Origin of the sequence: Dokdonia sp. (assembly GCF_039945015.1) — a bacterium.
Taxonomy (GTDB): Bacteria; Bacteroidota; Bacteroidia; order Flavobacteriales; family Flavobacteriaceae; genus Dokdonia.
On sequence record NZ_JBDUXP010000030.1, the window covers coordinates 163709 to 176720 of the forward strand.

16 protein-coding genes are annotated in these 13012 nt (G+C 33.9%); 11 read left to right on the plus strand and 5 right to left on the minus strand.

All coding sequences use genetic code 11. The annotated features are described in order from the left end of the window. Nucleotides 1-26 precede the first annotated feature (26 nt). Nucleotides 27-482, plus strand: a complete 456-nt coding sequence (locus ABJD27_RS20470) for a cytochrome c oxidase assembly factor 1 family protein (RefSeq protein WP_348163842.1) — start codon at nucleotides 27-29, stop codon at nucleotides 480-482. 72 nt (nucleotides 483-554) lie between these two features. Here ABJD27_RS20470 and bioA read toward each other — a convergent pair whose 3' ends face one another. From bioA to ABJD27_RS20490, 4 genes are all read right to left on the minus strand, one after another. Next, on the minus strand, nucleotides 555-1820 hold the full coding sequence (gene bioA, locus ABJD27_RS20475; protein ID WP_348163845.1) for an adenosylmethionine--8-amino-7-oxononanoate transaminase: 1266 nt from the start codon (nucleotides 1818-1820) through the stop codon (nucleotides 555-557). A 78-nt stretch (nucleotides 1821-1898) separates the two neighbouring features. After that, nucleotides 1899-2519 carry a dethiobiotin synthase gene (gene bioD, locus ABJD27_RS20480; RefSeq protein ID WP_348163848.1) on the minus strand — a complete coding sequence of 207 codons (621 nt, stop codon included), beginning with the start codon at nucleotides 2517-2519 and terminating at the stop codon, nucleotides 1899-1901. 5 nt (nucleotides 2520-2524) lie between these two features. Then, entirely contained in the window at nucleotides 2525-2929 is a 405-nt protein-coding gene (locus tag ABJD27_RS20485; protein WP_348163851.1) for a DUF2007 domain-containing protein, read from the minus strand. After that, entirely contained in the window at nucleotides 2929-4092 is a 1164-nt protein-coding gene (locus tag ABJD27_RS20490; protein WP_348163854.1) for a pyridoxal phosphate-dependent aminotransferase family protein, read from the minus strand. Before ABJD27_RS20490 ends, ABJD27_RS20485 begins: the two co-directional genes overlap by 1 nt. 150 nt (nucleotides 4093-4242) lie before the next feature. Between ABJD27_RS20490 and ABJD27_RS20495 the strand changes: the two genes are divergently transcribed. From ABJD27_RS20495 to ABJD27_RS20540, 10 genes are all read left to right on the plus strand, one after another. Further along, the gene (locus ABJD27_RS20495) at nucleotides 4243-4749 is read left to right on the plus strand and encodes a DUF2975 domain-containing protein (protein WP_348163857.1); all 507 of its coding nucleotides are present in this window, start codon (nucleotides 4243-4245) and stop codon (nucleotides 4747-4749) included. Nucleotides 4750-4759: 10 nt separating this feature from the next. Then, the gene (locus ABJD27_RS20500; protein ID WP_348163860.1) at nucleotides 4760-5233 is read left to right on the plus strand and encodes a DUF2975 domain-containing protein; all 474 of its coding nucleotides are present in this window, start codon (nucleotides 4760-4762) and stop codon (nucleotides 5231-5233) included. Nucleotides 5234-5236: 3 nt separating this feature from the next. Then, entirely contained in the window at nucleotides 5237-5443 is a 207-nt protein-coding gene (locus ABJD27_RS20505; protein ID WP_348163863.1) for a helix-turn-helix transcriptional regulator, read from the plus strand. A gap of 67 nt (nucleotides 5444-5510) precedes the next feature. Next, a complete protein-coding gene (locus ABJD27_RS20510) occupies nucleotides 5511-6047 on the plus strand; it encodes a GNAT family N-acetyltransferase (RefSeq protein ID WP_348163866.1) in 537 nt (178 codons plus the stop codon). 121 nt (nucleotides 6048-6168) lie between these two features. Then, nucleotides 6169-6561, plus strand: coding sequence for an adenosylmethionine decarboxylase (speD, locus tag ABJD27_RS20515; protein ID WP_348163869.1), 393 nt, complete (start codon nucleotides 6169-6171; stop codon nucleotides 6559-6561). Next, nucleotides 6551-7360, plus strand: a complete 810-nt coding sequence (locus ABJD27_RS20520) for an ion transporter (protein ID WP_348163872.1) — start codon at nucleotides 6551-6553, stop codon at nucleotides 7358-7360. Before speD ends, ABJD27_RS20520 begins: the two co-directional genes overlap by 11 nt. A gap of 1 nt (nucleotide 7361) precedes the next feature. Then, a complete protein-coding gene (locus tag ABJD27_RS20525) occupies nucleotides 7362-7847 on the plus strand; it encodes a DUF4178 domain-containing protein (RefSeq protein WP_348163875.1) in 486 nt (161 codons plus the stop codon). Between the two features lie 129 nt (nucleotides 7848-7976). Further along, a complete protein-coding gene (locus ABJD27_RS20530; RefSeq protein WP_348163878.1) occupies nucleotides 7977-8756 on the plus strand; it encodes a hypothetical protein in 780 nt (259 codons plus the stop codon). 12 nt (nucleotides 8757-8768) lie between these two features. Continuing rightward, nucleotides 8769-10310, plus strand: coding sequence for a polyamine aminopropyltransferase (locus tag ABJD27_RS20535; RefSeq protein ID WP_348163881.1), 1542 nt, complete (start codon nucleotides 8769-8771; stop codon nucleotides 10308-10310). 61 nt (nucleotides 10311-10371) lie between these two features. After that, the gene (locus tag ABJD27_RS20540; protein ID WP_348163884.1) at nucleotides 10372-12147 is read left to right on the plus strand and encodes a PDZ domain-containing protein; all 1776 of its coding nucleotides are present in this window, start codon (nucleotides 10372-10374) and stop codon (nucleotides 12145-12147) included. A gap of 22 nt (nucleotides 12148-12169) precedes the next feature. On the opposite strand, the gene ABJD27_RS20545 is transcribed toward ABJD27_RS20540, so the two are convergent. Then, nucleotides 12170-12928 (minus strand): alpha/beta fold hydrolase, encoded by a 759-nt coding sequence (locus ABJD27_RS20545; RefSeq protein WP_348163887.1) that lies wholly within the window; start codon nucleotides 12926-12928, stop codon nucleotides 12170-12172. Nucleotides 12929-13012 lie beyond the last annotated feature (84 nt).

The following is a 13012-nucleotide window of genomic DNA, read 5'->3' on the forward strand; positions in this document are numbered from 1 at the left end:
ACATTACATCCAATTAAACTAAAATTATGACTGATCAAAACGAGCTTATTGAAGAAAGATCTTGGTGGAAACGCAACTGGAAATGGGTAGTACCAACTGGAGGTTGCCTTACGCTTATTCTTCTTCTTGTCTTTTTTGTAGGAGCTGCCATTTTTGGAGCTACAAAAATGATGAGTGGTTCAGAACCTTATCAAGAAGGGCTTACAAAAGCTCAAAGTAATGAACAGGTGATAGAGTTACTTGGAGAACCTATAGAGAACAATGGGATTATGCAAGGCAGTATTAATTTTAGCAATAATAGTGGCGATGCAGACATTAGGGTCCCAATTAAAGGCCCAAAAGGTGAAGGTACCGTTTATATCGTAGGAGAAAAACATAATGGTGTCTGGACCTATAGTGAACTAGAGGTACGCATCGATCAGAATAGTGAGGTCATCAACTTATTAAATGAAGGGCTTGACAAAGAGGAGAATGATTTTTAAAGCCTCATATATTTAAAAAAAGGGAGTTATTTATAAAAAATAACTCCCTTTTTTTAATGTCACATATACGATTTAAAATACATCCAACGCTTCTTCAATAGCTGTATATATTGCATCTAGTTGTGCATCACTTGTTACAAATGGAGGCAAAATATAAATGGTATTTCCTAGAGGTCGCAAGGCAATACCCCTGCTCATAAAGTGAGTATATAACTGGTTACGGAGGCTTCCGTAGCGTTCCATTTTTGTATCGAGCTCGAGGGCAAAAATTACTCCTTTTACACGCACATTTAAAGCTTTGGAATGGGTTTTTATTGCTTTCGCGAAAGCGGTATGTTTTTTATAGATACGGTCTATGTTGTCTTGCATTTCTGAGCTAGTCAACAATTCTATCCCAGCTATCGCTGCTGCACAAGCGATTGGATTTGCACTATACGTATGGGCATGAAAGAAGCCTTTGGAAATAGTATCGTCTAGAAATGCGTCAAAAATTTCTTGTGTACAGGTCGTCAAACTCATAGGAACTAGACCTGCTGTAAGTGACTTGCTTAAGCATATAATATCTGGGTAGGTCTCAAGATACAAAGAGGCAAAGTGTTTTCCTGTCTTCCCAAAACCTGTCATGACCTCATCGGCTATTGTTATCACATCATGCTCCTTGCAACGTTTTAAAATTTCTTCTAATCCTAATGCACTGTGCATTTTCATCCCTGCTGCTCCTTGCACTAAAGGCTCGTATATAAAACCTGCACACGCATGTGTCTCAACAATGGTCTCCAATTTCTGAAGTACTTCTTCTAGATTATCTTCTTGAGGAACAGGAATGCGCTCTACGTGCAAGAAAAAGTCTTCAAAAGCGCCATTATATACCGATAGACCGCTCACAGACATCGCCCCAAAGGTATCTCCGTGAAATCCTTCTTCAAAAGCAATTAAGGTATTGCGCTTAGCTCCTTTATTATGGTGGTATTGCAATGCCATTTTAATCCCAGCCTCTACTGCTGTAGAACCATTATCATTAAAGAATAATTTTTGCTGATTATCGGGAAGAATTGTTATTAATTTTTGAGCAAGTATTGTGGCGGCTTGGTGTGTAAATCCAGTAAATGTTATTTGATCCAGCGTTTTCATTTGCGCTGTTACTTTCTCGATGATATAGGGATTACAATGTCCATACATAGCCGTATACCAAGAAGCAATACCATCTATATACTCCTCGCCATTTTCTCCATAAAGCACTGCTCCTTCTGCCCTTACAATAGGAAGGGGTGTGCTACTTGTTTTATGCTGTGTTAATGGGTGCCAAATATGGGCTTGATCTGTTACCGAAATGCTCATGCGTTACTCTAAATTTATATCACTACAAATGTAACAAACATCCTTCTAGCTCTACTTAAAAACAACCCTTTTCTATCTTTATAAGGACTCCAATTTTTCTTTAAATAATGCCGCATACTCACTGACGACTCTATTATCAAAATAAGGTTCTTCATCTATACGTCCTATGACGGGCACTTGTGTTTTCTTTTCTATAATTGCTTCTGTTGTAGGGTGCTTTGCTCCTGAAAAAATAATGCCTGCAATGGTGAGGTTTCTCTGTTTAAGGGCATCTATTGTTAATAATGTATGATTGATACTTCCTAGGTAATGTCTTGAGACCACAATCACTTTATCTTCTGGTTGTATTAAGTCTGCGATAGTGTCTGTATCATTAAGTGGTACAAGCAATCCTCCTGCTCCTTCTATAACAAGATTGTTTTTTGTTGCGGGACGTTTTATTTTTGAAGTTTTAATCTCAATACTGTCTATCTCTGCCGCCGCATGTGGGCTCATTGGAGTTTCTAAAGAGTAACTATTATCGTGATATTGCGATATATCATTTGTTATTAATTCTTTAATTTTATGTGTATCACTATACTCAAGTTCTCCTGCTTGAATTGGTTTCCAATAATCGGCTTCTAAAGCTTCTGTTACAATGGCAGATGCTATTGTTTTTCCTACTTCTGTAGAGATTCCTGTGATAAAATAGGTATTCATGTTTTTCAAAACTTATGTTTACAATCTTCGCAACGATGATCGTATTTTGTGTAAAATGGCAATACTCCGAATATAAAACTTACAATAAAAGATGCGAGTGATTTAAAATCGGTCACATGTGTCATAAAATGGATTTTGGTGCTTTGGCAGTTTGGACACACCATGGGTTCTCCTTCATCATCCATAGAATATGCTGCTATACTGGCTAGGATTTCTTTTGCCATGACTTCATTTTCTGCATGAACTTTAAGCTTCACTCCGCCTATAGCATTGCTTACTAATGGATCTGTATCTATCGTATAATTATCTACAATAAAAACCTCAATCCCATCTGCTTCTAACCTTCCTTTTATAATTTGCGCTTCACTAGAGTATTGAAATGTAGCGACTGTTTTAAAAGATTCTTTCATTAGGTAAACTTAGGTATCATTTCTTTTAAAACACAAAGAACTTCTACAATTTCTTCTTGTGTATTAAAACTATGTAGACAAAATCGTAATCGTTCTTGCCCTTCTGCAACTGTGGGAGATAGGATAGGTTTTACATCGTATCCATGTTGTTTTAGTTTTCGCGAAAGCGATTTTACCTTATCATTACCAGGAATTATAGCACAATGTATTGCAGAATCACTTGAAATAAAATGAGCGTTTAAATCACAAGATTCAAGTTGGCGATTAAAGTATTCTATTATCGTTTGCAGTTTTTCTATCGTTGCTGTATTTAAAGCAATAAACTCATATGCCGCTATAATTGTTGCAATACTATGCGGAGGTAATGCAGTAGTATAAATAAATGACCGCGCAAAATTAATAAGATAATCACGCAATTCCTGATCACATAAAATAGCAGCTCCGTGTGCTCCTAATGCTTTTCCAAAAGTTATGATACGAGCAAATATTTTTTTGTCTAATTCTAATGCTTGTACAAGTCCTTGCCCTTTGTTTCCTATTACTCCAGTTGCGTGGGCTTCATCTATAATAAATTTTGCTTTATACTTATGACATACATCACACATGGATGCAAGATCAGGACTATCTCCATCCATAGAAAAAACAGACTCGGTAATGACATATATTTCCTGCTCGTTTTGTCCTTCGGACATCTCCGTGTATTTTAAGAGTAATTGTTCTAAATGAATTACATTATTATGTTTAAACTTATACCCTTTTGCATGACTCATGGTCATACCATCTCTAATACTCGCATGAATAAACTCATCATACAAAATGATATCTCCTCGTTGGGGTACACTTTGAAAGAAGCCTATATTAGCATCATATCCTGAATTGCATATAAGGGCTGTTTCACTTTCGTGAAAATCTGCGATGGTACTTTCGGCTATCGTATATAGTGTATGATTTCCTGATAATAATCGACTACCCGTAGCGCCATTTGCAACCACGTCATGTTCATTAAGAATCGTTGTGGTTGTGGTTGATATCGCTTTCGCGAAAGCGAACCCTAGATAATCATTGGACGAAAAATCAATAAGAGATTCTGATGACCCTAATGATCGCAACGTATTATTCTTTATACGTTCTTCTAGTTTTTTATGGAGTTTCTTAGGTAGCACGGCTCAAAGATACAGTATCAATATTGCTTCTGAAATTAGTAATCACACTGTGTATATACTTATGTAAAATAAAAATATTATCAAAAAAGAACAATTTATTATTGTTTTTCAATAATTTTTGTATATTTGTTATTGTAAAACGATAATAAAATGAAAAACATTTCTACTTTAAAAACAATTATCAACGTCTTTTATTGGCTTTTGGTGCTATCATTTGGAGGCACAATACTAGCTTTATTAGGAATTAACTTTGCTGGGTTTTTTACTTCTGGTGAAGGACTAAGTATTTTTTCGATTTTTAACTCATGGCAATTTTTATTAATCTTTATTCCTCTACTTGTGTTATACTTCTTATTCATAAAAGGTGTACATCATTTAAGAGCCACTATGCCACTTTTAAGTACAGGAGATTTATTTGCAGAAAAGGTAAGTGGGCATTTTTCAAAAGCTGGAAAATTATTCTCTATCGTAGGAGTTCTGGGAATTTTATTCCAATTAATAGTTCCATTAATAGCTAGTTCAAAAATGAAAGTATCTCTAGATTTTACAACAATAAGTTGTGTATTTCTCATGATCATAGGCTTGTTCTTTTTGTTCTTTGGAGAGGTATTTCAGAAAGCAAAAATGATACAAGAAGAAAACGACTTAACCATATAAAAACATCATTATGAAAAAAATTAAAATTTTGCTCGGTATTACCACTTTATTAATACTCCTTTATCTTCTACATTTTTCATCATACTTTTTCCTTGCAGATCATTATGCAGAAATTGCAAGACTAGCAGAAAATGATATCATTTTTGGGAGTTATAATTTTGTCGCTGGACATATACAATCTATTTTTATCTTCCTTGGGCTTGTGATAAGTTTTAAATGTATTTATGAGATTATAAAAAAGGGATTCTTTACAAAAACATCTAAAAAGCTAATGTATTTTGCTGGTCTCATTTTCTTCGTTTTAGGAATAGTTAATACATCACTTGATATTATCCGGCTTTTTAATGGTATAAATGAAGAAATCTTTATTGGAATTCTTTTTGTGGATTTACTACTCGCGTTACTTGGTTTTATTATTCTCATAATCTCAGATATGTCTCATATAGGTTTTGAGATTAAATCTGAAAATGAGTTAACAATATAAGCTATGCCTATTATCATCAACTTAGACGTTATGCTTGCCAAGCGCAAGATGAAAAGCAAAGAACTTGCAGAGATTGTAGGTATTACTACCGCAAATCTTTCCATCCTTAAATCTGGAAAGGCTAAAGCGGTTCGTTTTTCTACACTGGAAGCTATCTGTAAGGCATTAGATTGTCAGCCAGGAGATCTTTTAGAATTTACAGAAGATTAATATTCATCAAAAAAATCTTCCAAAAAGGAATTAAATTGCAAACAGAAAATAAATTGACTGTATAACAATGATTACCTACAAAAGAGCTACTTCGGATAAAGAACTACATGAAATCCTAGCGATTCAAAAACGTAATCTCAAAGCACACGTATCACTTCAAGAGCGAGAAGAACAAGGATATATTACCGTACCACATACTTTTGAAATTTTAAAAAAAATGAATGATGCCAGTCCTCATATCCTTGCTATGGATGGAGATCGTGTTGCTGGGTATGCACTGGTTATGCTCCGAAGTTTTAAATATGAAATGCCCATTCTTATTCCTATGTTTGAAACCGCCGATATACTTTTAAAAGGCAAGAACTATGTTACTATGGGGCAAGTATGCATAGATAAACCCTATAGAGGGCAAGGTATTTTTAAGGGTATGTATACTTTTTATAAAGAAGAGTTAAGTGATACGTATGATTGCCTTTTTACAGAAGTCGCTTCCTCAAACATACGCTCCATTGAAGCTCATAAAAATATAGGATTTAAAATTCTAGAGACACAAGTTACCGATGGCACTTCATGGGATATGGTGAATTGGGATTGGAATGAGTAATTACCCTTTTTTGTTTTAGAGTATACGCTTTCGCGAAAGCGTACTATTGCATAAAAACACTTCTTTAATCTCACCAAAACGAAAGGTTTCTTGTTCGTACATATTCCATTATATTTGGATTATGAATAAAACACACCTTGGATATCAGAAAACTATCGATTTTTATGGTTGTGATCCTGAAAAAATAAACTCCAAAGATTTTATTGAACAAGCTTTGCTTAAAGCTGCTAGTATTATGAATCTCACAGTGATTAATACGACGATACATGAGTTTTCCCCTATAGGAATAAGTGGTGTTATTGTTATTCAAGAAAGTCATATTGCCATACACACTTGGCCAGAACACAGCTACGTAGCCTTAGATGTTTTTACTTGTAATCAATCATACTCTTTAGAATCTGGCATGGAATGGCTTAAAAATGCTTTTAAAGCAACGCATTATATAGAAGAAGATATTAAAAGAGGAGCTTTGGAAAGAATAAATGCGCTTAATGCTATAAAAAATGAAAATTAGACAGAAAATATTCAATTTAATTGATGAGGATCAAAGTAATAGTAAAGCAGATGTTTTTGTACACTATTTTATTTCTGCTCTTATTATTATTAATGTTATTGCATTATTTTTAGAATCGTATGAGAACATTAATGCAGATTATAAAACTTTATTTTGGTATATAGAGATATTTTCTATCATTGTCTTTTCTATTGAATATCTCATACGTATCTGGACAGCAGATTTAGAGTACAAAGATGTAAAGCCTTATAAAGCGAGATTAAAGTACATATTCTCTTTTATGGGAATCATTGACCTTATTTCGGTACTTCCATTCTACCTACCGTATTTTATAAAGATAGACTTACGTGTGGTTCGGGTACTTAGACTTTTCCGTCTTTTACGCTTATTAAAATTAAATAGACATTCTAATTCTTTAAAGTTAATTATAAACGTATTTAAACGCACCAAAAGCGATATTTTAATTACTGTATTTATTGTTTCATTATTGCTTATTCTATCTGCCACTTTAATGTACAACATAGAAAACGAAGCACAACCTGAAGCTTTTGCAAATATTGGAGAAGCATTATGGTGGGCTGTCGCTACGCTAACAACTGTTGGTTATGGAGATATTTATCCTGTTACGGGAATAGGAAAAATCTTAAGTGGTGTTATTGCACTTTTAGGGATAGGAATTGTAGCATTACCTACAGGAATTATAAGCTCAGCGTATATCGAAGAAATACAGTACAATAGGAAGAAAAAGAATTCTGTTGAACTATGCCCGCATTGCGGAAAAAACATAAAAGATCATTAGCATGTTTGGAAAAAGAGAAGGGATAAACCTAGTTGGACTTAGAACAGGAACTACGTTTAAATACAATAATACACTCTGGGAAATTATAGAGATATCGGATTATGATTGGGGTGTCGATGGTAAAAGTATAGAATATAAAATACGTTCAAAAAATAACATTGAAGCTTTCTTAGAAGTAGAGCGTCATCAAGGTGATTATGAGTTGTATTATAGTGAAGGAATACACCTATCAGAAGAGGTTGTTGCAGATGGCGTTTCAAGTAAATTTATTATACACGATGGGAAGGAGTTTGAACTTGAAGAGCAATACAGAGGTAGTTGTAAAAATCAAACGCTTGGAGGTAGCTGGGAAAAAACAGAGACCTATATGTTTTATGCTCATGATAAAACCATCTTAACAATTGAAAAAATAAACAATACAGATCTCTCTGCCTATTATGGTTCTGAGGTAAAAGAAAAAGCTTTAAAAAACATAAAGCCAAATTAATATAGAATCTTCTAAAAATCCATCATCTGTAACATAAAGGATTATGATGAGACTAGTCATTTTATAAAACCTTTAAAAAAGCAGTACATTAGTACTCCGTATATCATACACATTAATCAATATACATTTATGAAGTCTACTTTTTATTTTGCCAGTATCATACTGTTTTCAGTATTCATTACTTCTTGTGGGGATTCGACTAAAGAAAGTGTAAAGGTCACTACAGAACCTTCTGAAAATATTATCCGACAATTGCGAGGGAGTGATTTTTCTATTGTATTAAACGATATGAATATATCTGAAAAGGGAGACAAGCTACTTTTTGAACATAAATATCATGTATTAAAGCTAGTTAATGATTCTCTTATCGTAGACTCTTTATCTTGGAAACCTGTAAATCAATCTTTTTTCAAAAAACATGAGGAAGATTTAGGAATGGAAATCGTTTCTAATCACAGTGGTAAACTATCTAGAGTAGCACAGCCTGTAGGTTTTGGGTGGGCTATTGGAAATCCTAAGTATGGGGAATGGGAAGAAGTTTCAAAAAGTCAAGATAGTACGAGTACTGCAAGTACTACTAATCCTAGATCAGAAAGAAGATGGCGTTCTCACGGTCCTAGTTTATTATTCTGGTACTGGATGTTAAGACGTCCTGCGTACCAAAAAGATTATAGAGGGTATAGTGCAGCTAGTGCCGCAGGAAGATCTTACTATGGAACCCAAACCAATGGGACTTCTCGTTATGGAACTAATAGTACATATCAAAAAACAAAACGCACATCATTCTATAACAGAAGAAGATCTAGCAACTCTTGGAAGTCATATTCTTCTTCAAGAAATAGTCGTAGTAGTTCTCGTTACAATAGCTCTTCTAGCACTCGTTCTAGATCTGGAGGTATCGGAAAATAAAGACATTCTGTATTGAGCATATCAAATAAAAAGAAATCTCTTGTATTAAAAATAGCATTATTTGCAACTGGCTTTAGTGGCATTGTTGCAGAATATGTCTTGTCTACACTAGCAAGTTACTTTATAGGAAATGCAATCTTACAGTTTACGCTTATTGTTTCTATCATGCTATTTTCTATGGGACTGGGAAGTAGGATAAGCAAAGCTTTTAATTCTAAAATAGTTTTCTATTTTGTGATTTCTGAATTGCTATTATCATTACTGGTTTCTTTTTCGGCAATAGCCTCCTATATTGTGTATGGGTATAGCAATAATTCTTGGATTATTATATACCTGCTTTCTATCGCTATAGGATTGCTTATAGGGTTAGAAATTCCTTTTGCAACACGTATTAATAATGAATACGAAGAACTTAGATTAAACATTTCAAACATTCTAGAAAAAGATTATTATGGTAGTCTTATAGGAGGGCTTTTCTTTGCTTTTATAGGTCTCCCCTATCTAGGATTAACCTATACTCCGTTTGTTCTTGGGCTTGTAAACCTAGTTGTTTCTTTTTGGTTGTTTTATACACTTAAAGATCATATTTCTAAAAAGCTACAACGTGTTTTATGGATCTCGTATGTTGGTGTCTTTGCTATAGTACTAACAGGTTTGGTATATGCAAAACCTCTTGTAATGTTTGGCGAACAGGCAAAATATAAAGACAAGATTGTATTTAGCGAACAAACCAAGTATCAAAAAATAGTCATTACAAAATGGAGTGATTGGTACTCATTATATATTAATGGTAATCAGCAACTATCTACATTTGACGAATATCTTTATCACGAACCCATGGTGCATAGTGCTTTAGGACTTACAGAATCAAAAAAAAATGTACTTATCCTAGGCGGTGGAGATGGATGTATTGCTAGGGAATTATTACAATATGATGATGCTATTACAAAAATCACATTGGTAGATTTAGATAATCGTATGATTACCATAGGGAAAACACATCCTATTTTTTCTAGCATAAACAATGACGCTTTAAATAATACTAAGGTAACTACCATCTCTGATGATGCTTTTACATTTTTAGAACAGACGCAAGAAAAATATGATGTGATATTGGTAGATTTACCAGATCCAAACAGTGTGGATCTCAATAAATTATACACTAAAGAGTTTTATACACTTTGTTATAATCATCTTAATAAAGAGGGCACTTTTATCACACAATCAGGTAGTCCTTATTATGCAACTAAAGCTTTTTATTGCATAGACAAGACACTTAAAAAATCTGGATTTTACACCTTACCTATCCACAATCAAGTGCTGACTTTAGGAGAATGGAGTTGGATTATAGGTAAGAAATCCCCTGTTGATAAAGAAGATTTAAAAGACATTGATTTACGAGATCTTACACTTAAGTGGCTTACCAATGAGTCATTGTATAGCATCAGTTCTTTTGGTAAACCCCTCGTAGATACCACAGGAATAAAAATAAATACCATTTTTGAACCCACCCTTTACATCTATTACAAACAAGGAAACTGGGATTTATATTAACATACGCTTTCGCGAAAGCGTCATTTAAAATCCTACTTTAGTGACTTTAAATAAAATTATCATGAAGCAAATCATTCTAGCTTGTATTATCTTTTTATGTACAACAATACAAGGTAACGCACAAACAACAGAGTATACTATATCATTTGAAAATGCAGTCCATCACGAAGCAGAAGTCAAAGCGGTCTTCTCAGGTCTTAAGAAAAAAGAGGTTACGTTTAGAATGAGTAGAACTTCCCCAGGAAGATATGCTATTCATGAGTTTGCAAAAAATGTTTACAATGTACGAGTTACAGATAGCAAAGGAAATGTACTTAACACAACACGTCCTGATCCTTATTCTTGGAGTGTAAAAGGGCATGATGGAACACTACTTGTATCATATACCTTGTTTGCAAATAGAGGAGGTGGCACGTATGCTCAAATAGATGAAACACATGCACATCTTAATATTCCAGCAACTTTTATGTATGCTCCTAGTCTTGCCAAAAATGAAGTGAAAGTGACTTTTAATACCCGAGAGGATTTACAATGGAAGGTGGCTACACAGCTTAAATACATAGAAGGAAATACGTATTATGCAAAGGATTTACAATACTTTATGGATAGTCCTACAGAAATCAGTAATCATAGTGTGCGTTCTTTTGATGTAAAGAAACAAACCGTCCATTTTGTATTGCATCACAATGGGACTGAAGCAGAACTTGACACCTATTTTGAAAAAGTAAAGAAACTAGTCATACAACAAAAAAAGGTTTTTGGAGAGCTTCCTTCATATGATTACGACAATTATTACTTTTTAGCTTGTTATATTCCTAATGCATCAGGTGATGGAATGGAGCACAGAAATTCAACCATTTTAACTAGTACAAGAAGCTTAGCCAATGGTGGTTTAGAGCGTAATGTCGGAACCGTTTCTCATGAGTTTTTTCATGGATGGAATGTAGAACGTATCAGACCACAAAGCTTAGAGCCTTTTGATTTTGAAGCTGCAAATATGAGCGGAGAACTTTGGTTTGCCGAAGGTTTTACAAGTTATTATACAAGTTTAATGATGCGTAGAGCAGAACTTATATCCAAAGAAGAGTACATAAAAGGACTTACTGGCACTTTTAATTATGTATGGAATTCTCCTGGGCGTTCGTTTTTCAATCCTATAGAGATGAGTTACCAAGCTCCTTTTGTAGATGCAGCTACCTCTGTAGATCCAGTAAACAGAAACAATACTTTTATCTCTTACTATTCATACGGGAGTGCTCTTGGACTTGCCTTAGATTTATCACTTAGAGAAAAAGACTTGAATCTTGACGACTACATGAAGCTAGTTTGGAAAAAACACGGTAAAAAGGAAAAACCATATACTATAGAAGATTTACATACATTATTAAATAAGTATGCTGGAGATTCTTTTGGCAATCATTTTTTCCAGAATTACATTTATAAAAGTGATATGCCGGCAATGAAACGTCTTTTTGAAAGCGTAGGGGTCACTTTATCACAAGATCCTAATAAGGTTTCTTTTGGAGTTGCAGTTACAAATGGAGCTATCACTCAAAATACATCTATAGGAACTGCTGCTTACAAAGCAGGGTTAGAAAAAGGAGACAAAATAATCAAAGTCAACAATGAACTTATAACAGAGGGTATTTCTTTTAAGGATATGATAGCATTACTTTCTCCTAATGATGTGCTCAACATCGTCTATGAGCGTTATGGAGTTTCTAAAGAAACAACAGCAACACTCCAACAAGATCCTTCATATACAATAGAAATAAATACATCTCAAAAAGATAGATTAATTGTTAAGAGACGTAATTTATGGTTAGACCCTAAGTAAAAATTTGTAATAATAGGAAGTATCAATTATTAATAAGTTGGTTAAATTTTGAAATATAGGTAGGTTCATAATCATATAATGCTCTTATATGTCTAGAATCCACTTGCCAGAACTCTGTGTGTTCTTTATTTGAGGCATTATATAGCTTCTCCCCTAGTTTATAAGGTACTGTTTCATCATTTGTACTATGAATGATGACTGTCGGTTTATACAATTCTTGGATTGCTTCTTCTGATGGAAAGTCATTATTCATAATCAAAGGAATCAACCACGTAAAATTCTTTAAATGTACGGCCCCTGCAAACTCTTTACCAATATCTGGAAAAGAAGAAAAGGTTCCTTCTAGTATAAGTCCTTTAATTTTATCTTGATGCATCTTTGCTACAGATATAGCATATGGACCTCCCATAGACTGCCCCCATAAAACGACAGGTGTGTTCTTTACTTGTGGCTGTTGTAATACCTGATCAAAAACATATAATGCATCTTTTAGCAATACTTTTGAATTATTTGCAATACCAGTAGATTGCCCTAGATTTCTGCGTTCATAATTAAATATTTGAAATCCTTTTTCTAAAAGTGATTTATACAAAAGCTCCGAATTAGGGATATGCATTCCCCCTCCAGGAAAATGAAATATTGTCCCAATAGGCGGTATTGAATCAGGTTTAAAAAGCACTCCATGAAGTGTTACTGTAGTATCTACTTTATAAAAAAACTCTTCACAATTGTAAACGGTTGTATATCTATCGTATACAAGACCATTTGTTTGATACATCATCTGATCTGTTAATCGGGCACATCTTATATAAACAACCACCCCTATACATATAAGTATTAAAAAAAGAAATATCCATTTTATAAA

Bases quoted from the DNA above. Each gene is read 5' to 3' on its own strand.
- ABJD27_RS20470 (WP_348163842.1), top strand. From the start codon at position 27: ATGACTGATCAAAACGAGCTTATTGAAGAAAGATCTTGGTGGAAACGC.
- bioA (WP_348163845.1), bottom strand. From the start codon at position 1,820: ATGAGCATTTCGGTAACAGATCAAGCCCATATTTGGCACCCATTAACA.
- bioD (WP_348163848.1), bottom strand. From the start codon at position 2,519: ATGAATACCTATTTTATCACAGGAATCTCTACAGAAGTAGGAAAAACA.
- ABJD27_RS20485 (WP_348163851.1), bottom strand. From the start codon at position 2,929: ATGAAAGAATCTTTTAAAACAGTCGCTACATTTCAATACTCTAGTGAA.
- ABJD27_RS20495 (WP_348163857.1), top strand. From the start codon at position 4,243: ATGAAAAACATTTCTACTTTAAAAACAATTATCAACGTCTTTTATTGG.
- ABJD27_RS20500 (WP_348163860.1), top strand. From the start codon at position 4,760: ATGAAAAAAATTAAAATTTTGCTCGGTATTACCACTTTATTAATACTC.
- ABJD27_RS20505 (WP_348163863.1), top strand. From the start codon at position 5,237: ATGCCTATTATCATCAACTTAGACGTTATGCTTGCCAAGCGCAAGATG.
- ABJD27_RS20510 (WP_348163866.1), top strand. From the start codon at position 5,511: ATGATTACCTACAAAAGAGCTACTTCGGATAAAGAACTACATGAAATC.
- speD (WP_348163869.1), top strand. From the start codon at position 6,169: ATGAATAAAACACACCTTGGATATCAGAAAACTATCGATTTTTATGGT.
- ABJD27_RS20520 (WP_348163872.1), top strand. From the start codon at position 6,551: ATGAAAATTAGACAGAAAATATTCAATTTAATTGATGAGGATCAAAGT.
- ABJD27_RS20525 (WP_348163875.1), top strand. From the start codon at position 7,362: ATGTTTGGAAAAAGAGAAGGGATAAACCTAGTTGGACTTAGAACAGGA.
- ABJD27_RS20530 (WP_348163878.1), top strand. From the start codon at position 7,977: ATGAAGTCTACTTTTTATTTTGCCAGTATCATACTGTTTTCAGTATTC.
- ABJD27_RS20540 (WP_348163884.1), top strand. From the start codon at position 10,372: ATGAAGCAAATCATTCTAGCTTGTATTATCTTTTTATGTACAACAATA.
- ABJD27_RS20545 (WP_348163887.1), bottom strand. From the start codon at position 12,928: ATGATGTATCAAACAAATGGTCTTGTATACGATAGATATACAACCGTT.